The sequence below is a fragment of the Marinobacter fonticola genome, assembly GCF_008122265.1.
GTDB lineage: Bacteria > Pseudomonadota > Gammaproteobacteria > Pseudomonadales > Oleiphilaceae > Marinobacter_A > Marinobacter_A fonticola.
Genome location: NZ_CP043042.1, coordinates 2,385,564 through 2,407,718 on the forward strand (window position 1 = coordinate 2,385,564; position 22,155 = coordinate 2,407,718).

The following is a 22,155-nucleotide window of genomic DNA, read 5'->3' on the forward strand; positions in this document are numbered from 1 at the left end:
TCAGGAATACAACGCAGCGCACCTCATATGGCAGTATTGTCATCGAATACGGCATAAAATTGACGTTTGCGTTTTGGAGCCCACTAGACCCATGCAAAGTGTAGGAGCCTCTGGATACCCGTTTCCAGCCACAAGAGCCCCCTTCATCCGCCGACAAGGCAGTCCGGCTATGGAAGGGCATTAGGCGGTTCTCAACGGTTCCTTAGGCCTCGGCCAGCGCGGCGGCCTCTTCCACATCAACCGACACCAGTCGCGAACACCCCGGTTCATGCATGGTCACCCCCATCAGCTTGTCGGCCATTTCCATGGCGATCTTATTGTGGGTGATATAAATGAACTGCACCTGGGATGCCATTTCCTTCACCATGTTGGCGTAACGGCCCACATTGGCGTCGTCTAGCGGCGCATCGACCTCGTCAAGCATACAGAACGGCGCCGGATTCAACTGGAAGATGGAGAACACCAGCGCGATGGCCGTCAGCGCCTTTTCGCCACCGGAAAGCAAATGGATCGTACTGTTCTTCTTGCCCGGCGGCCGCGCCATAATCGTCACGCCGGTTTCCAGCAAATCTTCGCCGGTGAGTTCCAGGTAGGCATTGCCACCACCAAACACCTTCGGGAACAGGGCTTGCAGTCCACCGTTCACCTTGTCGAAGGTTTCCTTGAAGCGTTGGCGGGTTTCACGGTCGATTTTGCGGATCGCCGTTTCCAGGGTGTCCAGCGCTTCGATCAAGTCCTCGTGCTGCGTGTCCAAGTAGGTCTTACGCTCGCTCTGAACCTGATATTCGTCGATTGCCGCGAGATTGATGGCACCCAGGCGCTGGATGCGTCCGGCGATGCGCTCCAACTCTTCGGACCACACCTGATCGGTTGCGTCCTCAGGCAACGTTTCCAGGATTTCACTGAGCTTGACGTTCAGTTCCTGTAGCTGCTCCAAATGGTTGCTGGAACGGATTTCCAGTGCCTGGGACTCCATCTTGACCTTCTCCAGACTGGCGCGAATGTCCTGAATCTGGTGCTCGATACGGCTGCGATTCTGCTCCAACGCCCGCACCTGGCTGTCGATTTCCTCCAGCGAATCCCGGGCCGAGCCCAGTTTCTCCTCTTCCGCCAGACGGCGATCCAGCAGGCCTTCGAGTTGCAGAGACAAATCCTCGATGGGCTCCTCGGCACTCTCGCGGTTTTCCTTCAACACCATGATGCGCTCTTCCAGGCGTTCTCTTTGCAGCTGCATGCGGTCGAGAGTCTGTTTCAGACCGCTATGCTGGCTTTGCAGCGACTGGATCTGCAATTCCACCTGGTGGGCGTGATCACGATCATGGCGGGCCTGGTGTCGCATCTGATCAAGTCTTTCCCGCACCGAGTCCCGACGATTAAGGAGCGATTCCTTTTCGTTGGCATGGTCTTCGGTAGCGTTAAGCGCCTCCTGCCATACCGAGCTCACATCCTCGAGTTTCCCGCGCTCTGCCTCAAGCTGCTCGCGGACATCCGTGGTGTCGTCATCGATACGTCCCAGGCGCGATTCGATTTGTTCGGCGCGGGCTTCCAGTCCACTCGTGCGCGAACCAATAGCGCTAAGCTCCCGATCAACCTCCGAAAGTCGCTGCTGCGCATCGTCACGCTGCATCTCCGCCGCCTGTGTCCGCTCTTTAAGATCGGTCAGTCGCTCGCTGGACAACTGCCAACGTTCGGTCAATTCGGCAACGTCTTCGCTGAGGGCCTCAACCTTTTCCTGGCGCGCGATCACTCCCACCTGCCCTTCGTCGGACGCCGGCGTTTTCAGCCAGTGGCGCCCCATCCAGATCCCTTCCCGGGTTAGCAGGCTCTCGTGCGGCGCCAGGCCATCCCGCCGGGCCAACGCATCGTCCAGTGTATCTGCGGTATGGATGGAATCGAGAAACCCATGTAAACCGCCGGATTCCCGGACTTCACCGGAAAGCCGCCCCGGTGTGGCACGCTGTTCCACGGCGCCGGGCATCACCAGCGACAAGCCTCGTGGGGCATTGCCTAACATGCCGGCCAGGGAATCGACGGCGTCGACACAAACACTCTGAGTGAAGCTCCCTAAAACTTGTTCCACAGCATACGCCCAGGCGCCAGTTGCCTTGATCTGCTGTGCATAGCGCGGGCAATCGGCCAATTGCTTGTCCTGCAACCACGTCTGCAAGGCATCGTCGTTGCTACCCAGCTGCTCGGCCAGCAGCGCTTCCTGGGAGGTCAAATTGGCGCGTGCGGTCTGCAACCGCTCGCGCAGATCGCTACTTTCGGTTTCGACGTCGCCCTGTTGATCCCGAGCTGTCTGCAAATCCAGACTGGCAGCTTCGATTTGCTCTTGCGCTTCCTCTCGACGCATCGCCAGTATTTCGCGTTGTTCGCGCAGCTCGTCGAGTTCTTCCCGGTTGATTTGCCCTTCCAACAGCTCCCGCTCGTCGGTCAGACGCTGCAAACGGGTCTTAAGGCTATCTATGGCATCTTCAGTCGCACGGATACGGGATTGAGCAAGTTCGGCACGCTGGCGTGCTTCCGAGGCGCGGCTGCTGAAGCTTTCCCATTCCTGCTGCCAGTCGCCCATGGCCTGCTCAGCGTCGTGCAAGGCGTCTGCCGAGGCTTCCGACCGGGCGGCCAACTCTTCACGCTCAGGCTCGAGTATCGCCAATTCCTCTCCGACGCTATGCATCTTCTCTTCGTCGGCGCCCAGTTCCTCTGCCAGCTCGCGCTGATTGGCCAGAGCCTGATCCAGCTCCGCAGCCATTTGGCGGGATCGTTCACGCTGATGCTCCAGGCTTTGCTCGATCCGCGCGATATCGGCACCCGCCTCGTAGTAACGCGCCTGGGCTTTGTTGAAATGCTCGGTGCGTTCCTGATGGTCTTCGCGCAGTCCCTCAAGCCGGGTTTCTAGATTGACGCGTTCGGTAAGCAGGCGTTCCAGCTCAAGCTCGGTATCGCGCGTGCGTTCACGGGCTTTCTGCAGTTCGCGGTCCAAAGACTGCCAACGCAGTACCGTCAACTCGGCCTTTTTCTGTCTTTCTTCCTGCTTGAGTGTCTTGTAACGTTCCGCGGCCTGGGCCTGGCGCTGCAGATGCTGAAGTTGCCGCCCCAACTCGTCACGCAAGTCGGTGAGGCGCTCGAGATTCTCCGTGGTCCGGCGAATGCGATTTTCGGTTTCCCGACGCCGCTCTTTATACTTGGAAATACCCGCCGCTTCCTCGATATAGGTCCGCAATTCTTCCGGCTTGGCTTCAATCAGGCGGGAGATCATACCCTGTTCGATTATCGCGTAACTGCGCGGTCCCAGCCCCGTACCGAGGAACAGATCGGTAATATCCCGACGGCGGCATTTGGAACCGTTAAGGAAGTATTCCGACTGCCCTTCGCGAGAAACCCGGCGTTTGACGGAAATCTCGGTGAACTTGACGAACTCTCCCGGTGCGGAGCCGTCGGCATTGTCGAATACCAGTTCGATGGAGGCCTGGCCCACCGGCTTGCGCGCACTGGACCCGTTGAAGATAACGTCGGTCATCGATTCGCCACGCAAATACTTGGCGGAACTTTCACCCATGACCCAGCGGACCGCGTCGATAATATTCGATTTACCGCAGCCATTGGGGCCGACAACGGCGGTCATGTTCGATGGGAAAGGCACCGTCGTCGGGTCGACGAAGGACTTGAAACCGGCGAGCTTGATTGATTTAAGACGCATGACTGCCCGTAATCCTAATCTGCCAATCTCTGCTGCTTATCCGTGGCGGGCAGCGTTGTCTTCGGTTTGTAGGGTGCGGAGCACCAATTTCCGCTGATGCTCGCCGAACGTCCGGATGGCTCCGGCCATCCTTTCCGGGTCCCGCTCGGCGGCAGCCTCGGCCAGCTTTGCAAAGAAGCGACGGGTTTCGGCAATCTCGCCCCGGAAATGATCCATCGCCAGATAATAGGTGCGACTGATTGCAGGCTTGAAATTTTCCAGCGTTTCTTCGAGGAAGGGATTGTCCACGATGCGGTAAGCGAGCCGCATAATCTCGAAACCCGCGTCGATAATACCCTCGTTGGGTTGATCGCCAGTGTCGATCATTGTATTCAGCGACCGGACCTGGTTAACCAAAGGCAAAAGATCCGTACCTTCAGTGGCGTAAACCAGGCGCCGCGCCAGCATGCTTAGCAATTCAATATAAATGTCGTAGAGGCTGTTCACCCATTCGGGTGTCAACTGGGAAACCACGGCGCCCTTTCGCGGGAAAATTTCGATCAGGTGGCGCCGTTCCAGTATCAAGAGCGATTCACGCACAGACCCTCGACTGACGTCCAGTTCGCCGGCGATGCGAAGCTCCTGAATCCGATCACCCGGACGTAGCTGGCCAACAATAATGCGCTGACCTAGATGCTGAGCAATCTGTTCGGAAAGGCTTTCTGGCGCTTGAAACCGCATGGCTTACTTCATGGCTGTAAATTAGCGCCGGAGTGTAACACAACCCCAGGCTGCCTCGAACAAGTCCACGCGGAGTACGCAACGTGTCTTCCAGCCCCAGCCCAATCAACCGGCACCCTCGCGCCATGGACGATCGTCGGTAAAAGTCGCATCGGCAAATGGCTCAATCTCCCGAACCGGTCGGATCTCGACAGAGCCTAGACGGGCCGGCGGAATCTTCTGCGCCAATTGCAGCGCCTCGTTCAGGTCCCGGGCGTCGAGCATGTAGAAACCGGCTAACTGCTCCTTGGTTTCGGCGAACGGGCCGTCGATGATGGTCGCCTTGCCGTCCCGCACACGCACGGTGGATGCCGTCTCCACGGGCTGTAACGCTTGACCGGCCAGGAAGTGGCCTTGGGTCTGCAGGTTATCGACACAAGCCAGACATTCACGGTTGAGTGATGCCCACTCCTCGCTCGACATCCCTTTGACGATGCTCTCATCGTAGTAAACCAGTGCCAGGTATTTCATGAGCTGCCCCTTCATTGATTCTGTTGATTTCAATGGGTAGTCGAACAAATCGAGGATAAATCGACAGGCGACACGTTTTCTTGCTCTTATTTAAGCAGCGCTGCCATTTGTTCGGTGCGAGCCTGAAGGAAGCGACGCTCCGGTCCTTGCTCGGCCAGACTTAGGGCCTGCTCGTAGGCGGCCAACGCCTCCTCCGGCCTATCGAGACGGCGCAGAAAATCCGCCCGCGCAGCATGGGCCAGATGGTACTTACGCAGGTGACGATCCTCCAGCAAGGCATCGACCCGCACGAGCCCCGCAGCCGGCCCGTCGCGCATAGCGATTGCGACCGCGTAGTTCAGCTCGATAACGGGGGTATGGGCATGTTGCAGTAGCGCTTCGTACAGCCCGGCGATCTGAACCCAGTCGGTCGCCTCGGCGCTGGGAGCTTCGCAATGTACGGCCGCAATAGCCGCTTGCAAGGTATAGGCGCCAAACGCCCGGGTATTCAATGCGCGGGTCACCAAGTCCGCACCTTCGGCAATCTGCGCTCTATTCCATAGTGCACGATCTTGCTTATCCAACGGAATCAGGTCGCCGTCATTATTCATGCGGGCGTTGCGGCGAGCGTCGTGTAGCAGCATGAGCGCCAGCAGACCCAGCACCTCGGGTTCAGGCAGCAGTTCCAGCAGCCGGCGCCCCAAGCGGATAGCTTCATCCGCCAGATGGCGACGAGTCACGGTTTCACCTGCCGATGCGGAGTACCCTTCGTTAAACACCAGGTAGACGACGTTTAGAACCTCATCCAGCCGCTCGCCGAGCTGGGAGGGTCCGGGTACTTCGTAGGGGATGCGAGCGTCACGGATCTTGTTCTTGGCGCGCACAATACGCTGGGCCAGCGTGGACGGTGTGGTCAGGAAGGCTCTGGCAATCTCTTCGGTCGTCAGGCCACAGACTTCCCGAAGGGTCATGGCGACCTGCGCTTCTGGCGCCAGACTGGGGTGGCAGCAGGTAAAGATCAGCCGCAGTTGATCGTCCTCCAGTACCTCGGCGTCTTCGTACTGGTCGGTACTCTCAATACTCCCAATACTCCCGGCACTTTCCAGACCCATCTGCCGGGTCACCCTTTCGAAACGCGCACGCCGGCGAATCTGGTCGATGGCGCGGAAGCGGCCGGTAGAAACCAGCCAGGCGGAGGGGTTGGCAGGCACGCCTTTCTCCGGCCACTGCTCAACCGCGCAGACAAATGCTTCGTGCAGGGCTTCTTCGGCCAGCTCGAAGTCCCCGAGCAGCCGAATCAGCGTCGCCAGTACCCGGCGCGAATCCCGGGCGTAGATTGCCTCGATACGGTCGCGCATCCTGCGCTCCTCGGTGTCACTGTCGCCCTTGGTTTGACGACCACGCTTGATGTCAAAGGCAACTTGGCGACGGTTATATACGCCTGGCCCGGAACGAACGACCTTTCAGCTTACCTGAAGAAAGCTTGGCAAGTGCCTGTTTTGCATGGTCACGCGTTACGGCGACAAAGGCATTTGTATCCGTAACATTTATTTTGCCGACGGCTTTACCGGGTACTCCGTCCTCACCGGTCAGGGCGCCGAGAATATCGCCGGGCCTCACTTTCTGTTTTTTACCACCATCGATCTGCAAGGTCACCATCGGTGGCTTGTAAGTGGTCTGATTGCGCTGATTGGCCGCGGGAAGACTGGCCTCTTTAATCTTTATGCCGGTTCGTTCCGCCAGTGCATCGATTTTGTACCGCTCCTTCTCCGAAAAGAAGGTGAATGCCAGCCCGGTGCTCCCCGCCCGGCCTGTCCGGCCAATCCGGTGAACGTGTACATCCAGGTCGCGCGCCACATGAAAATTGAATACGGCGTCGAGATCGTCGATATCCAGTCCACGTGCAGCGACATCCGTGGCCACCAAGACCGTCGCGCTCTTGTTGGCGAACCGCACCAGCACCAGGTCTCGGGCTTTTTGCTCCAGGTCGCCGTGCAGTGGCAAGGCCGTAAAGCCGATACTGCGAAGCGCATCGGCAACCGTTTCTGTCTCCACCTTCGTGTTGCAGAATACGATGGCCGAATCCGGGCGATGCTTTATCAACAGCAAACGAAGCCCTTCAATCCGCTCGTCGTCGTTGTTGACGGGATAGAAACGCTGCTGGATCGACTGACCGGAATGGCTGGTTTCGACCTCGATGCGCTCCGGGTCGTGCATGACGCGCTCGGCAATACTCGCAATCTGCTCGGGATAGGTCGCGCTGAACAACAGCGTTTGGCGGGAGGCCGGAAGCTGTCCTACGATCGAGTCCAATTCATCCTGGAAGCCCATATCCAGCATTCGGTCCGCCTCGTCCAGCACCAGCATCGCAACATGATCGAGTTGAAGCGTGCCTTTGCGGATATGGTCGCCAACACGACCCGGCGTACCGACAATGATGTGCGCGCCATGCTCCAGGGAGCCGATCTGTGGACCTATGGGCTGTCCACCGCACAGCGTCAGAATTTTAATGTTGTGGATGGCGCGCGCCAGCTTGCGTAATTCCCGGGCCACCTGATCCGCCAGCTCCCGCGTGGGACAGAGCACCAGTGACTGAATGCGGAAACGCTCGACATCGAGCTTATCGAGCAGCCCGAGTCCAAAGGCGGCCGTTTTGCCCGAGCCCGTGCGAGCTTGGGCGATAACATCGCGGCCGTTCAGGACATGCGGCAGACTGGCTGCTTGGATGGGAGTCATGGCTTCATAGCCCAGCGACGCAAGGTTGCCCAGCAGATCGGAACGTAGTCGAAGCTGGCTAAAATCGGACATGAACAATATATCCCTGTGACGATGGCGCCAGAACGACGCCTGAAAATGAACCCTCTATTCTACAGGAACTCCAGATTCTCAGCTTCCGAACTAACCCTTATCGGCGGCTTACCGAAGTCCGGAGCCTTACCCATGGATAGAGCTTTTGCGAAGGTTCCTTGTGTTAAGGGTCCCCTGTATTAAGGAACAGAGTGTTAAGAAACACGGGCGCAACGCTGATGCGTCGTCTTTAAACACTTGTCATTGACCTTTTCTGGCTCAAGTTCCAAGCCTGTGAGAGACTAGAATTCGTTTGAGCAGGTCCAGAACGCCCGACCGGCCCGCATATTTAGAGGGCTTGGCTCAGAGAACTGGCGAGTTTTTTTGCTCAACATAAAGGAGAAGTTCCGATGGAATCTGATGGCATTCTCAGCTTGATCGGACCGCAGCCGTTGTTGGTGGTCGGTGGATTGCTGTGCCTTCTGGCACTCATCGCCTTTTTCCTCATTAACCGCAAAGTTCAGCAAGCTTTGAGCGATGTGGATCACATCGACCATCGCCTTAATACGCTCTGGCACGAACTGGACACCTTACGCCTCGATCCTGCTCCGTCAGCAGATCAGCCGTTGAAGAGTGGCCACGCACCTGAACCGTCACCCGAGAAGTTCGCTGCTGAGCGCGCAGTCTACGAAACGCTTTGGCCGTTGATTTGGACGCTGCATGACAAGGTAGGCACTTTCCTGCGCGCAGTCGATAACCGCGAATCTCACAGTGAGAGCCGTTTGGCGGCCCGGCACGCCGCGCTGGAAGTACGCAGCCAAGTCAACCGGATGCGGCCTTTCTTCGACGAAAATATCGACAGGCTGCTCAGCCAGCTGCTCGATGTCGAGATCAAGGCACATCTGACCGCCTGTCAATATCTCGATCGTGGCCAGTCACAAACGGCCGTTGGGGCGGAAGGCATAGAGACTCAACCGGAAACGCTGCGCCATAAATGGCGGATGCTCTACGACAGCGAAGCGACCGAACTGGTCAATCAGCTTGTGGATGCCATCCGTCGTCGCACCCTTCCGCCCGGCGCTCCGGGCCTTTAAAGGTTGTTGCAAAGGCGTCGTACTCGCTGTCGTTCGCTGGCATAAGACCCTGTATTGCCGATCCCATCGGCTAAACCGCGACTGTCAATTTCTCGCCGGCCCCTGCAAATACTTGCCGGTGACTGCAACCAAACGCCCACAATAAACTGTTTAATATACATATTATAATTCAGGCATGAATAGTGCTTATTTAGCGCTAGACCTGATAAGAGTATTGTATATGCCGTCTACTCCATCACACCTGTCCTCCAATGCGCGCCAACGTGAGCAGGCCCTGGCTGACCTCGAGCGTTTAAGCCGGGCGTGGCAGAACGACAACGATGTGTTCGCACGTCTATGCCGCCGGTTGATAACAACCCTTGAGCTGAACGAGCTTATCGCCATCTTCGCTGAAGAATTGCGCTCCGTGGTGCCTTTCGACCGACTGACGTATAGCCATTCGATTGCGGGCATACCCATCGAGCTGGCAGCCGGACAAGGCGGAAACCACCGGTGTGAATACAGCCTGACGATGGCGGGAGAGAACTTCGGCACTCTACGGGTCTTCCGCCGCATGCGGTTTGCCGAGCAGGAGCTGACCGTCATCGAGCAAATGCTGGGTAGCGCGATCCATGCGATTCGCAACGGGTGTCACCACGAATCCGTGCGTCGCGCGGCATTGACCGACGTCGTTACGGGCATTCCCAATAAGCGTGCATTCGATGATGCGCTGAATCGAGAGGCCTCTTTGGGCAACCGTCACGGCAAACCCTGCACACTCATTCTTTGCGATCTGGACCATTTCAAAAAGGTCAACGATACCTACGGACATCTGACCGGCGATCAGGTACTGCGTGCCGCAGCCCTGGCCATCCAGGACGCGACCCGCAGTAGCGATGCGGTATTTCGTATCGGCGGAGAAGAATTCGGAATTATATTGCCCCATGTGGGCGAAGCAGAATGCATTCGTGTGGCCGACCGGATCCGCGACACCATCGCGATGATCACTCTACCGCTCACCGGCACGCTAGTTGGCGGCTCGACAGCCCGCGTCAGTGCGAGTGCCGGTGTAAGCGTCCACGTTAAGAACGAATCGGCTGATGCCTGGTTCCATCGGGCGGATGACGCGCTCTATCGCGCGAAGCACGAGGGGCGCAACTGCACGCGAGCGGCGCAGCCTGGTGTATCGGCCGACGTCACCTCCATCGATGCCGCAAGGAAATAGGCCGGGCGTTATTAACGTCCCGGTTTTCCCGTCCCCGGCTTGCCCCGACGGCTAGGTGCATTGCCGGGAGCGCGTTTGGTCTTATTACCTTTATCTTCGGTGCGTTCCTGCGGTCGTGTAGACACGCTGCCTTTGCGATACCCCCCCGGTCCGCGGGAAGGTTTTTTGCGCTGCTGGCGCTGCTGTGCGACCTCCTCGCCGGGAGTCTTGGCGGGCAGCGCCAAGGGTTCGAGTCCAACCTTGTGACTCAGTGCATCGACCGCCTTCTGATCCATCTCTTCCCAGCGCCCCATGCTGAGGCGACTCGGTAAGAAGGCCGGTCCGAACCGGACCCGTTTCAATCGGCTAACCTTGACGCCCTGGGATTCCCAGAGGCGGCGAACCTCCCGGTTACGTCCCTCAAACAAGGTGACATGGAACCATTGATTGATGCCTGAACCACCCGCCGATGAAATATCGGAAAAGTGAGCCATGCCATCGTCCAACAGCACGCCGTCGAGAAGCCGCTTGAGCATGTCCTCATTCACTTCGCCGAAGACGCGAACGGCATATTCCCGGTCAACTTCGTAGGACGGGTGCATCAGCCGGTTGGCCAACTCACCGTCGGTGGTAAACAACATCAGCCCCGTGGTGTTGATATCCAACCGCCCAATGGCGATCCAGCGTTGGTCCTTGAGCCGGGGCAGGCGATCAAACACTGTGGGCCGCCCTTCGGGATCACTACGGGTCGTCACTTCACCTTCCGGTTTGTTGTAGATCAACACCCGACGAACCGGAGCCTGGGCCGCCTCGATACTGATAGGCTTGCCATCCAGAAGAATCGAGTCGCTGACAGTGACCTTCTGACCCGGCACCGCGACTTCTTTATTGACGGTAATCCGGCCGGCCTCGATCCAGGCTTCAACCTCACGCCGCGAGCCCACGCCAGCACGTGACAAGATCTTCTGCAGACGTTCGGGCGGCAGTGGCTTGCGCGTTGGTTGGTGCTTCGAGGGTACCGGCCGCTCTGCTGGAGCTTTTCGGGGGTTGCGCTTAGGCGCCATGGATTTTCCTTAAGCCTGTCGAGTAACCGGATTAATGCAGGGTTCCGGATATGGATTCGTCATGATCGTCACCCGGAGAGGCGGCATCCTCTCCATCCGGGCTGGGCGTGTCAAACTGAATTTCAGCCTGGATTTTCGCCTCAATCTCGCGACCGATTTCTTCAAGATCCCGAATGTCCGATAGCGGCGGTAATTGTTCCAACGACGTCATACTGAAATAGTCGAGAAACTGACGGGTCGTCGCGTACATCGCCGGACGCCCGGGGACATCCTTGTGGCCGACAACCCTCACCCATTCACGCTCCATCAGGGTCCGAACAATCGTGGTGCTGACGGTGACACCCCGAATGTCCTCAATTTCACCGCGGGTGATTGGCTGGCGATAGGCGATTAGCGCCAAAGTCTCCAGCAGTGCCCGGGAATAGCGCTGAGGCCTTTCCTCGAATAGGCGACCAACCCAGGTGGCGTACTCTTCGCGGATCTGGAAGCGATAGCCGCTGGATACCTTGCGCAATTCGTAGCTGCGATGGGCGCAGGCCAATTCCAGTTGACTCAGGGCGTGTTCGATAAGCTGGCGGGCAGGCCTCTCCGTTTCCGTAAAAAGGTCTCGAATCTGCTCAAGGCTCAATGGCTTGCCAGCGGCCAGCAGCGCCGCTTCAATGATATTTTGGATCCGACGGATCTGCTCTTCGTTCATTCTGATTTAACCCTTTTAAGCTACCGTCCCTTACAAGGGGCACTAGTAAGGGATGCTAGTTCACCGCCCGCGCTCTCACGTGAATGGGCCCCAGCACTTCGGCCTGAACCACTTCGATCAACTGCTCTTTGACCAGCTCGAGCGTCGCCAGGAAGGTCACGACCACGCCCAAACGGCCTTCTTCGACCGTAAATAAACTTTCGAAATTAACGAACCTGTCATCCGTCAGACACGACAGGATGTGAGACATTCTCTCGCGAGTTGACAGCTTTTCCCGTTCCACGTGGTGACTGGTGAACAAATCGGCGCGATGTAAGACATCACGCAACGCCAGCAACATGTCCTTCAACTCCACATCGGGGTGAACCTGACTACCGGGAAGTCTGGGTAATGCCGCCGATGAACCGAACGTGTCGCGCTCCATTCGCGGCACGGCATCCAAGTCCTCCGCCGCTTTCTTGAAACGCTCATACTGCTGAAGCCGCCGGATCAATTCGGCCCGGGGGTCAACCTCGTCTTCTTCCTCGCTTTCCTGGCGCGGCAATAGCATGCGCGATTTAATCTCAGCGAGCGTGGCCGCCATAACCAGATATTCTGCCGCCAACTCAAAGCGCATGGCCTCGACGGCGTTGATATATTCCATGTACTGGCGAGTGATTTCGCTGACATCGATGTCGAGGATATCCATGTTTTGACGGCGGATCAGGTAGAGCAGCAAATCCAGCGGCCCTTCAAAGGCCTCGAGAAAAACGGCAAGGGCGTCCGGTGGAATATACAGATCCTGCGGCAAATCCCTGAGCGGCTTACCCGAGACCCGTGCGATCGCCTGAGCTTCGGCTGAGGCTTCTGCGGAAGCCGGCGCTTCCGCAGGATCCTGTTGTGGATCGGGAACGGAATTCGCCTCCTGGAGGCCTTGCTTCTCGGTCATTCTGTCTCCCGGCTCAGGCACGCCCCTTAACGGTACGCCAGCCCCATGGCCTGACGCACTTCATCGAGAGTTTCCCGGGCGGCATCACGCGCCTGTTCGCAGCCTTCTTCGATAATGGAGCGAATCAACTCCGGGTTGCTCTCGTATTCCCGGGCGCGCTCATGGAGCGGACGCTGCTCTTCGACGATGGCATCGATTACCGGCTTCTTGCAGTCCAGACAACCAATACCCGCGCTGCGGCAGCCTTTTTGGACCCATTCCTGGGTATCCTGGTCGGAATAGACTTTATGCAGGCCCCACACCGGGCATTTCTCCGGCTCGCCGGGGTCCGTACGCCGCACTCGCGCAGGATCGGTCTGCATCACACGGATCTTCTGAGCCACGGCATCCGGCTCTTCACGTAGCCCAATGGTGTTGTGATAGGACTTGGACATTTTCTGCCCATCCAGCCCTGGCATTTTTGACTCTGGCGTCAACAATGGCTGAGGCTCGGGCAGGATAACCTTACCGCCACCCTCGATATAGCCGTAAAGCCGCTCGCTGTCGCCCATCGAGATGTTTTGCTGCTCCTTGAGCAGAGCCCGGGCGCGGTCGAGAGCCTCAACATCGCCCTCTTCCTGATATTTGCGCTTGAGCGTGCGGTAAAGCTTGGCGTTTTTCTTACCCATCTTGGTGATGGCAGCTTCCGCCTGCTCTTCGAACCCTGGCTCCCGCCCGTAAATGTGGTTGAAGCGACGCGCGACTTCTCGGGTAATCTCAACGTGGGAAACCTGATCGGCGCCCACCGGAATCCGGCCGGCCCGATACATCAGGATATCGGCGCTTTGCAGCAAGGGATAGCCGAGAAAACCATACGTTGCGAGGTCTTTTTCACGTAGTTTCTCTTGCTGATCCTTGTAGGTCGGCACCCGCTCCAACCATCCCAGCGGCGTGATCATGGAAAGTAGAAGATGCAATTCGGCATGCTCGGGCACCTTGGACTGGACAAATATCGTCGCAGACCCCGGGTTGACTCCGGCAGCTAGCCAATCGATCACCATTTCCCAAACACTTTCCTCGATACCGCGCGGATCATCGTAGTTGGTCGTCAGCGCATGCCAGTCAGCGACAAAAAAGAAACACTCGAATTCATGCTGGAGTTTGACCCAGTTCTTCAGTACGCCGTGATAGTGACCCAGGTGCAGTTTACCGGTAGGACGCATTCCAGACAGCACGCGCTGCTGGGGATCTACAGAACTCAAAGCATGAACTCCTTATGAATGTTTGAGGCTAGCTTTAGCCCGCGATTATAGACGGATAAGCCGGTCAGGTTAACGTGAAAACGGCGAATCGCCTAGCCAGACAGCAAACATACCCCCTTAAACGAAAAAACCCCTGCTTTCCTTTGGGGAAAACAGGGGTTTGGGGATCAGGCGGTTAATTTACCAGCCAGTCACCTCTTTGAGCGCCTGACCGATCTCGGCCAAACTGCGGACGGTCTTAACGCCGGCACTTTCCAGTGCGGCAAACTTGTCGTCAGCAGTGCCCTTGCCGCCGGCGATGATAGCACCGGCATGGCCCATGCGCTTACCCGGAGGCGCAGTAACGCCCGCGATATAAGACACGACCGGTTTGGTGACGTTGTCCTTGATGAACTCCGCGGCTTCTTCCTCCGCGGTGCCGCCGATCTCACCGATCATGACGATCGCTTCGGTTTCAGGATCTTCCTGCAGCAGCTTCAGGATATCGATGAAGTTGGAACCCGGAATCGGGTCACCGCCAATACCGACACAGGTAGACTGACCGAAACCGAAATCAGTCGTCTGTTTGACCGCTTCATAAGTCAGGGTGCCTGAACGGGAAACGATTCCCACACGCCCTTTCTTATGGATGTGGCCGGGCATGATACCGATCTTGCACTCGTCCGGAGTAATGACGCCCGGACAGTTCGGACCAATCATGCGTACGCCCTTGACATCCACGTACTCCTTGGCGTAGAGCATATCGATCGTGGGGATACCTTCGGTAATACAGACAATCAGCTCGATACCGGCATCCGCAGCTTCGACGATGGCATCCTTACAAAACGGCGCTGGAACGTAGATGACTGTCGCGGTAGCGCCGGTCGACTCGACGGCTTCACGCACAGTATTGAACACGGGCAAGCCGAGGTGTTCGGTACCGCCCTTGCCGGGGCTCACGCCGCCGACCATTTGGGTGCCGTATTCGATGGCCTGCTCAGAGTGGAAAGTGCCCTGGGCACCGGTGAAACCCTGGCAGATCACTTTGGTGTCTTTGTTAATCAGGACGCTCATTACTTACCTCCCGCGGCTTTAACGACTTGCTGTGCAGCATCAGTCAGACTGGTGGCCGCGATGATGTTCAGGCCGCTGTCTGCCAGCACTTTGGAACCCAGTTCGGCATTGTTGCCTTCCAGGCGTACCACGACAGGCACTTTGACGCCGACTTCCTTAACGGCACCGATGATGCCTTCGGCAATCATGTCGCAACGAACGATACCACCGAAGATGTTCACCAGAACCGCCTGAACGGCACTGTCGGACAGAATAATCTTGAAAGCCTCGGTCACGCGTTCTTTAGTCGCACCGCCACCGACATCGAGGAAGTTGGCCGGCTGGCCACCATTGAGCTTGACGATGTCCATGGTGCCCATCGCCAGGCCGGCGCCGTTGACCATACAACCGATGTTGCCGTCGAGCGCCACATAGTTCAGCTCCCACTTGGCGGCATCGGCTTCACGCTGATCTTCTTGCGACGGGTCGTGCATCTCACGAATTTGCGACTGACGGTAGAGGGCGTTGCCGTCGACGTTAATCTTGGCATCCAGACAGTGGAGGTTGCCCTGCTCGGTGATCACGAGCGGGTTGATTTCCAGCAGCGCCAGATCCTTGTCTTCGAATAGCTTCGCCAGTCCCAGGAAGATCTTGGTGAACTGTTTGATCTGGTCACCTTTCAGGCCCAGCTTGAAGGCCAGCTCACGCGCCTGGTAAGGCTGCGCACCTACGAGGGGATTGATTTCCGCCTTGAGGATCTTTTCCGGGGTTTCCTCGGCGACCTTTTCAATCTCGACGCCGCCTTCGGTCGATGCCATGAACACGATCCGACGGGTCCCGCGATCGACGACCGCACCCAAGTACAACTCCTGGTCGATGTCGGTCAGGTCTTCAACCAAGATCTTGCTGACCGGCTGACCCTTCTCGTCCGTCTGGTAGGTCACCAGGTTGCGACCCAGCCAGTACTCGGCAAACTCGCGAATCTCGTCTTTGCTGCTGACGAGCTTGACGCCACCAGCCTTACCACGGCCACCGGCGTGAACCTGAGCCTTGACGACCCAGCGGTCGCCGCCGATCTCAGCAGCTGCAGCAACAGCATCCTGCGGCGTATCGCAGGCGATGCCCTTGGAAACCGGCAGGCCGTATTCAGCGAATAGCTGCTTGCCCTGATATTCGTGCAAATTCATAGCGTTATCCCACTCTTATATGGAGGAAAACCATTCTGGAGCAACCGAAGCCGCTTCTCGCAGCGCCTGTCGTTACCCCCCTGGGAATGTGAACCCGCGTACCGCGAATTCTGGACCGGCGCATCGGAATCATCAGGATACACCCGGACGACGCAATCGAGCCCGGCTCCTTGTGCCACCGCAAATACGGTGGCGCGAAGCTCTCATCGATTGATCACTTGCACCGCGCCGAGAGAGCGTCCTGCTGAAACCACAGGCGCCACGTTGCGCCCCTCTCCGTCTGTGCGAGCCAAGCCGGGTTGCCCCGGCCACCCGTTATTATTTTTTCTTGCGCTTGTTGGCGACGTGGATGGCGCCGCTTCCTGCTGCAAGAGCTGCCTCGTGGACCGACTCCGAAAGTGTCGGATGCGCGAAGCAAGTCAGTGCCAGATCTTCTGCACTGGCACCGAATTCCATGGCAATCACGCCTTGGGCGACAATCTCGGAGGCCTGCGGGCCGGTGACATGGAAACCAAGAATGCGGTCGGTCTTTTCATCGGCAATGATCTTGACCAGCCCCATGGCCGCGTTAGCCGCCATCGCACGGCCATTAGCCGCGAACGGGAAGGTGCCTACCTTGTACGCTTCACCTTCGGCCTTGAGCTGCTCTTCAGTCTTGCCGACCCAAGCCACTTCCGGATGGGTGTAGATAACGTTGGGAATAGCGTCGTAGTTGACTTGCGGCTTATGGCCGGCAATGCGCTCGACGACCATGATGCCTTCCTCGGACGCCTTATGCGCCAGCATCGGACCCCGGACCACGTCACCGATAGCCCAAACGCCCGGTGCATCGGTCTGGCAATAGTCATCGACAAAGATAAAGCCGCGCTCGTCGAGGTTAACGCCACTGTCCGCTGCCAGCAGGTTATCGGTATTAGGACGACGACCAACGCAGACGATCAGCTTGTCGAACTTCTGTTCCTGTTCGCCCTTGCCGTCTTCGTAGGTGACGTTAACCAGATTGCGCTTGACTGAAGTTCCGGTGACACGGGCTTTCAGCTTGATATCGAGCCCCTGTTTCTTGAACTGCTTCAAAGCATCCTTGGCGCACTGCTGGTCTACGGCTGGCAGGAATGTGTCCAGCGCTTCCAGCATGGTCACTTCGGACCCCAGGCGAGCCCACACGCTACCGAGTTCGAGACCGATGATACCGGCCCCGATCACACCCAGCCGCTTGGGTACTTCTTCAAACTCGAGCGCACCCTCAGAGTCGACGATGAAGCCCTCGGTCAGCGGTGCCGGGGGAATCTCAATGGGGTTCGAGCCAGTCGCGATGATAATGTTGTCGGCTTCGTAGTTCTTGGTCTTGCCATCGTTGTCTGTCACTTCGACCTGACGGTTAGCCAGAACACGGCCGCGCCCGTGAATCGGGGCCACGCCGTTAGCCTTGAAAAGCTGCGCGATACCGCCGGTCAGTTGCTTAACGATGCTTTCCTTACGCTCCATCATCTTGCCGATATTCATGGAGGCGTCCTTCACCTCAATGCCCTGCTCGGCAAAGTGATGGTTGGCATCTTCGTACTTGTGGGAAATCTCCAGCAGTGCCTTGGACGGGATACAGCCCACATTCAGACAGGTGCCACCGAGCACCTGCTGCTTTCCATCCTCCGAGGTCCAATTCTCGACACACGCAACTTTCAAACCCAGTTGTGCGCCTTTGATGGCAGCTACGTAGCCGCCAGGGCCCGCACCGATGACGATAACGTCGTACTTATCAGACATGACTTATCCTGTTCCTAAAATGTGTTGATGGACCCGATCAGACATCCAGCAGGATGCGCGCCGGATCTTCAATCATTTCCTTGATCGCGACGAGGAACTGCACTGCTTCCTTGCCGTCGATCATGCGGTGATCGTATGAGAGTGCGAGATACATCATCGGCTGGATTTCTACCTGGCCGTTGACCGCCATCGGACGTTCCTGGATTTTGTGCATGCCCAAAATCGCAGTTTGCGGCGGGTTCAGGATCGGCGTGGAGATCAGCGAACCAAAAATACCGCCGTTGGTGATGGTGAAAGTACCACCGGTCATCTCCTCGATGCCCAGTTTACCGCCCTTCGCCTTGGTGCCGTACTCAACGATTTTCTTCTCGATGTCCGCCAGGCCCAGACCATCGACGTCGCGCACTACCGGAACCACCAAACCGCGGTCGGTCGACACGGCAACGCCGATATCCTGATAACCGTGATAGACCATATCGTTGCCGTCGATGGAGGCGTTAACGGCCGGGAAACGCTTCAATGCTTCGGTAGCGGCCTTGGCGAAGAAGGACATAAAGCCCAGCTTAATACCGTGACGCTTCTCGAAGCTCTCCTTGTACTGCTTGCGCAGATCCATCACCGGCTTCATGTTGACCTCGTTGAAGGTCGTTAGCATGGCCGCACTTTGCTGGGCGTTCACCAAACGTTTGGCGATACTTGCACGCAGGCGCGTCATCGGTACGCGCTTTTCGGCACGTTCGCCCGGACTAATATCGGATGTCGGGACCTCAGCTTTGGGAGGCGCTGCAGAAACAGAAGGTGCCTCAGCGGCTTTGCTGCCTGACTCGACATGCTTTTGCACGTCTTCCTTGGTTACACGACCGTCTTTGCCCGTTCCCTGAACGGAATTGGGATCGACATCGTTTTCCTCAGCCAGTTTTCTCGCCGCCGGACTCAGGATCGCTTCGCCACCGGCAGCAGCCTCCTTCTTGGGTTCGGCAGGCTTCTCGTCAGAGCCGGAAGATGCCTCTTCCTTTTTTTCTGTCTTGTCTTCGGACTTTTCCGACGAAGCGCCACCGGAGGCGCCTTCTTTGAACCTACCGACAACCTCTCCGCTTTCGACGGTATCGCCCTCATCCTTGACGATTTCCTCGATAACCCCGTCTGCAGGAGCAACAACTTCAAGGACAACTTTGTCGGTTTCGATATCGACAATCAGCTCGTCACGCTCACAGGCTTCGCCCGGCTTCTTATGCCAGGTCGCTACAGTGCCTTCGGCAACGGATTCTGGAAATACGGGAGCTTTAATTTCAGTTGACATCTCGGATCCTTAAATTCGGTAAGTCGTCAGACTTCAAACGCGTCGTTGACCAGTTTCTTCTGCTCTTCAATATGCACCGAAAGGTGTCCACAGGCGGGGGCTGCGGAGGCAGCGCGCCCGGCATACTGCAGGTACAGCTTCGGATTATGGCGATGAAGCGCCTGGCGCATATGATGCTGGCTCGAATACCACGCTCCCTGGTTCATAGGCTCTTCCTGACACCAGACCGCCTGCGTCAACTTGCCATAGGGCTTGAGCACTTCATCCAGATCGTCCGCCGGGAACGGATACAGCTGCTCCAGTCGAACGATAACGACATCGTCCCGTTCATCGGTCTTTTTCTTCTCCAGCAGGTCAAAATAAACCTTACCGCTACAGAGAATCAGGCGACGCGCTTTTTTGGCATCGGGTGGCTCCTTCTCCGGCAAAACCGTCTGGAAGGTACCGTGGGTCAAGTCGTCTAACCCGGATGTCGCTTCCTTGTGACGCAAGAGGCTCTTCGGTGTGATGGCTACCAGCGGCTTACGAAGTGGTCGCTTAACCTGGCGGCGCAGCATGTGGAAGACCTGGGACGGCGTCGTCGGCACGCAAACCTGGATATTGTGCTCGGCGCACATCTGCAGGAAGCGCTCGATACGGGCGGAGCTATGCTCCGGGCCCTGCCCCTCGTAACCATGAGGAAGCAACAGCGTCAAACCGCAAAGACGGCCCCACTTGTGCTCACCACTGGTGAGGAACTGATCGATAACGACCTGGGCGCCGTTGGCAAAGTCCCCGAACTGAGCTTCCCAGACAATTAACGCGTCCGGTGTGGTTGTCGAATAGCCATATTCGAAGGCCATGGCCGCTTCTTCGGAAAGCAGCGAATCGTAGAGATCGAATCGAGGCTGGTTCTCGGAGATATCCTTTAGCGGGATATGGGTCGTACCGTCCTTTTGGTTATGCAACACCGCATGACGATGGGAGAAGGTACCGCGCCCGACATCCTGACCCGTAAGGCGGATAGGATGTCCTTCGTTGATCAGTGTCGCGTAGGCCATGACTTCGCCGTAGCCCCAGTTGATCGGTAGCGCGCCCTGGGTCATCTTCTTTCGGTCGTCAACGATCTTGGACACCTGACGCTGAACGGCGAAACCCTCGGGGAGCTGGCCCATCTTTTTGCCCAAGCGCTGCAGCGTACGTAACGCAACGCTGGTCTTACACTTAGCGGTCCACTCATGCCCCAGGTACGGGTGCCAGTCTACATAAAGCTCCTTATTGGGCTCCTTGACCAGCGCTTTAACAACATGATCGCCCTTATCGAGGGCATCACGATACTCCAGCTCCATCGACTTAACGTCGTCTTCGCCAATCACGCCGGCTTCAACGAGCTGCTGGGCATAGAGGTCGCGCGTGGTCTTGCGCTTACGGATCTTTTCGTACATGACAGGCTGGGTGGCGGACGGCTCGTCAGCCTCGTTATGGCCGCGACGGCGATAACAGACCAAATCGATAACCACATCGCGCTTAAACTCGTTGCGATAGTCCATGGCCATCTGCGTGGCGAACATCACCGCTTCGGGATCGTCACCGTTGACATGCAGGATCGGCGCCTGAACCATCTTGGCGACGTCGGTGCAATACTCGGTGGAGCGCGCATCTTCTTGCTTACTGGTGGTGAAACCAACCTGGTTGTTGATAACGATATGGATCGTGCCACCCACGCCATAGCCCCGAGTCTGGGACATCTGGAAGGTTTCCATGACCACGCCCTGGCCGGCGAAAGCCGCATCGCCATGCATGATGATCGGCACAACCTGAGTACCGTTCTCGTCGTTGCGACGGGTCTGGCGCGCACGGACGGAACCTTCTACTACTGGTGAAACGATTTCCAGGTGTGATGGGTTAAAGGCCAGCGCCAGGTGCACTTCTCCGCCTTCGGTCATCACGTTGGAGGAGAAGCCCTGGTGGTATTTCACATCCCCGGAACCGGCGTCAGCCAGCTTCTTGCCTTCGAACTCGTCGAAAAGCTCACGCGGATTCTTACCCAGGGTGTTCACCAGCACGTTCAAACGGCCGCGATGAGCCATACCGATAACAATTTCTTTCGCACCGTAGCCACCCGCACGCTGAATCAATTCGTCGACGCACGGAATCAGGCTCTCGGCCCCTTCCAGACCAAAGCGCTTGACGCCGGGATAACGTGAACCGAGGTACTTTTCCAGACCTTCAGCGGCCGTAAGGCGCTCGAAAATGTGGCGGCGGGTCTTGGCTTCATATTCGGGACGGGACCGCGCGGGCTCCATACGCTGCTGGAACCAGCGTTTGATGCGGGTATCCACGACATGCATGTACTCCGCGCCGATACTGTTGCAGTAGGTCTGCTTCAGGCCATCGACAATATCGCGTAGCTTCATGGTTTCGGCGCCGAAGCTGAGAGAGCCGGTCTGGAACTCCAGATCCAGATCCGCTTCACTCAGTTCGTGGAAACCAATATTCAGGTCTTCAACTTCCGGCCTCGCCCACACACCGAGCGGATCGAGACTGGCCTGCTGGTGGCCGCGGAAACGAAACGCGTTAATGAGCTGAAGAACCCGGATTTGTTTGCGATCGGCATCGGATGTTGCTGACGCAGGGACGCCACCGGCGGCTAGTCGGCGCTGGTTGCGAGAAATATGCTCAAACTGTTCGCGGATGGCGGTGTGGGAAACATCCCTGCCCGGAGAACCGTCGACACGGGGCAGTTTGTCGAAATAATTTCGCCACTCCTCGGGAATAGCGTTGGGGTCGCTCAGGTAGGTTTCGAAAAGCTCTTCAACATAGGCCAGATTCCCACCTTGAAGATGGGAGGTCTGCCATAACTGCTCCATGATGCTTTCATGCATTTTGAATAGCTCACCTCGGACTGGTGCGGGGAGCAACCCTGGATGGCAGGGGGGATAAACGACAGTCACCCAAAAAACTAACCGATGACTGCTGCCACCACAGAGATC

At 57.5% G+C, this 22,155-nt stretch carries 16 protein-coding genes; 2 read left to right on the forward strand and 14 right to left on the reverse strand.

Going from position 1 to position 22,155, the window contains the following annotated elements:
- Positions 1 to 202 precede the first annotated feature (202 nt).
- The 5 genes from smc to dbpA all read right to left on the reverse strand — a co-directional run bounded on the left by smc (position 203) and on the right by dbpA (position 7,717).
- Positions 203 to 3,700 (reverse strand): chromosome segregation protein SMC, encoded by a 3,498-nt coding sequence (smc, locus tag FXO11_RS10595; protein ID WP_148862941.1) that lies wholly within the window; start codon positions 3,698 to 3,700, stop codon positions 203 to 205.
- A 36-nt stretch (positions 3,701 to 3,736) separates the two neighbouring features.
- Positions 3,737 to 4,420, reverse strand: coding sequence for a GntR family transcriptional regulator (locus tag FXO11_RS10600; protein WP_148862942.1), 684 nt, complete (start codon positions 4,418 to 4,420; stop codon positions 3,737 to 3,739).
- 105 nt (positions 4,421 to 4,525) lie between these two features.
- Positions 4,526 to 4,930 carry a YciI family protein gene (locus FXO11_RS10605; protein WP_148862943.1) on the reverse strand — a complete coding sequence of 135 codons (405 nt, stop codon included), beginning with the start codon at positions 4,928 to 4,930 and terminating at the stop codon, positions 4,526 to 4,528.
- Positions 4,931 to 5,016: 86 nt separating this feature from the next.
- The gene (locus tag FXO11_RS10610) at positions 5,017 to 6,267 is read right to left on the reverse strand and encodes an RNA polymerase sigma factor (protein WP_148862944.1); all 1,251 of its coding nucleotides are present in this window, start codon (positions 6,265 to 6,267) and stop codon (positions 5,017 to 5,019) included.
- Between the two features lie 73 nt (positions 6,268 to 6,340).
- Entirely contained in the window at positions 6,341 to 7,717 is a 1,377-nt protein-coding gene (gene dbpA / locus FXO11_RS10615) for an ATP-dependent RNA helicase DbpA (RefSeq protein WP_202980218.1), read from the reverse strand.
- A gap of 389 nt (positions 7,718 to 8,106) precedes the next feature.
- Here dbpA and FXO11_RS10620 point away from each other — a divergent pair, with 389 nt between their 5' ends.
- Together FXO11_RS10620 and FXO11_RS10625 are read left to right on the forward strand one after the other, a co-directional pair.
- Positions 8,107 to 8,790 (forward strand): hypothetical protein, encoded by a 684-nt coding sequence (locus FXO11_RS10620; RefSeq protein ID WP_148862946.1) that lies wholly within the window; start codon positions 8,107 to 8,109, stop codon positions 8,788 to 8,790.
- Positions 8,791 to 9,010: 220 nt separating this feature from the next.
- On the forward strand, positions 9,011 to 9,994 hold the full coding sequence (locus tag FXO11_RS10625; RefSeq protein WP_148862947.1) for a GGDEF domain-containing protein: 984 nt from the start codon (positions 9,011 to 9,013) through the stop codon (positions 9,992 to 9,994).
- A gap of 11 nt (positions 9,995 to 10,005) precedes the next feature.
- Here the strand turns inward: FXO11_RS10625 and rluB are convergent, their stop codons facing one another.
- The 9 genes from rluB to FXO11_RS10670 form a co-directional block, all read right to left on the reverse strand.
- Positions 10,006 to 11,037, reverse strand: a complete 1,032-nt coding sequence (rluB, locus tag FXO11_RS10630) for a 23S rRNA pseudouridine(2605) synthase RluB (protein ID WP_148862948.1) — start codon at positions 11,035 to 11,037, stop codon at positions 10,006 to 10,008.
- 31 nt (positions 11,038 to 11,068) lie between these two features.
- The gene (scpB, locus tag FXO11_RS10635; protein ID WP_148862949.1) at positions 11,069 to 11,734 is read right to left on the reverse strand and encodes an SMC-Scp complex subunit ScpB; all 666 of its coding nucleotides are present in this window, start codon (positions 11,732 to 11,734) and stop codon (positions 11,069 to 11,071) included.
- Positions 11,735 to 11,789: 55 nt separating this feature from the next.
- Positions 11,790 to 12,662: a segregation and condensation protein A gene (locus FXO11_RS10640; protein ID WP_148862950.1), complete on the reverse strand. Its 873-nt coding sequence runs from the start codon at positions 12,660 to 12,662 to the stop codon at positions 11,790 to 11,792.
- A 26-nt stretch (positions 12,663 to 12,688) separates the two neighbouring features.
- Positions 12,689 to 13,864, reverse strand: coding sequence for a tryptophan--tRNA ligase (locus FXO11_RS10645; protein WP_264766224.1), 1,176 nt, complete (start codon positions 13,862 to 13,864; stop codon positions 12,689 to 12,691).
- A gap of 219 nt (positions 13,865 to 14,083) precedes the next feature.
- Complete coding sequence (sucD, locus tag FXO11_RS10650) at positions 14,084 to 14,956, reverse strand: succinate--CoA ligase subunit alpha (protein WP_148862951.1); 873 nt, start codon at positions 14,954 to 14,956, stop codon at positions 14,084 to 14,086.
- Positions 14,956 to 16,122: an ADP-forming succinate--CoA ligase subunit beta gene (gene sucC, locus FXO11_RS10655; protein ID WP_148862952.1), complete on the reverse strand. Its 1,167-nt coding sequence runs from the start codon at positions 16,120 to 16,122 to the stop codon at positions 14,956 to 14,958. Before sucC ends, sucD begins: the two co-directional genes overlap by 1 nt.
- Positions 16,123 to 16,440: 318 nt before the next feature.
- Entirely contained in the window at positions 16,441 to 17,883 is a 1,443-nt protein-coding gene (lpdA, locus tag FXO11_RS10660; RefSeq protein ID WP_148862953.1) for a dihydrolipoyl dehydrogenase, read from the reverse strand.
- A 37-nt stretch (positions 17,884 to 17,920) separates the two neighbouring features.
- Positions 17,921 to 19,183: a 2-oxoglutarate dehydrogenase complex dihydrolipoyllysine-residue succinyltransferase gene (odhB, locus tag FXO11_RS10665; protein ID WP_148862954.1), complete on the reverse strand. Its 1,263-nt coding sequence runs from the start codon at positions 19,181 to 19,183 to the stop codon at positions 17,921 to 17,923.
- Between the two features lie 26 nt (positions 19,184 to 19,209).
- Positions 19,210 to 22,047 carry a 2-oxoglutarate dehydrogenase E1 component gene (locus tag FXO11_RS10670; RefSeq protein WP_148862955.1) on the reverse strand — a complete coding sequence of 946 codons (2,838 nt, stop codon included), beginning with the start codon at positions 22,045 to 22,047 and terminating at the stop codon, positions 19,210 to 19,212.
- Positions 22,048 to 22,155 lie beyond the last annotated feature (108 nt).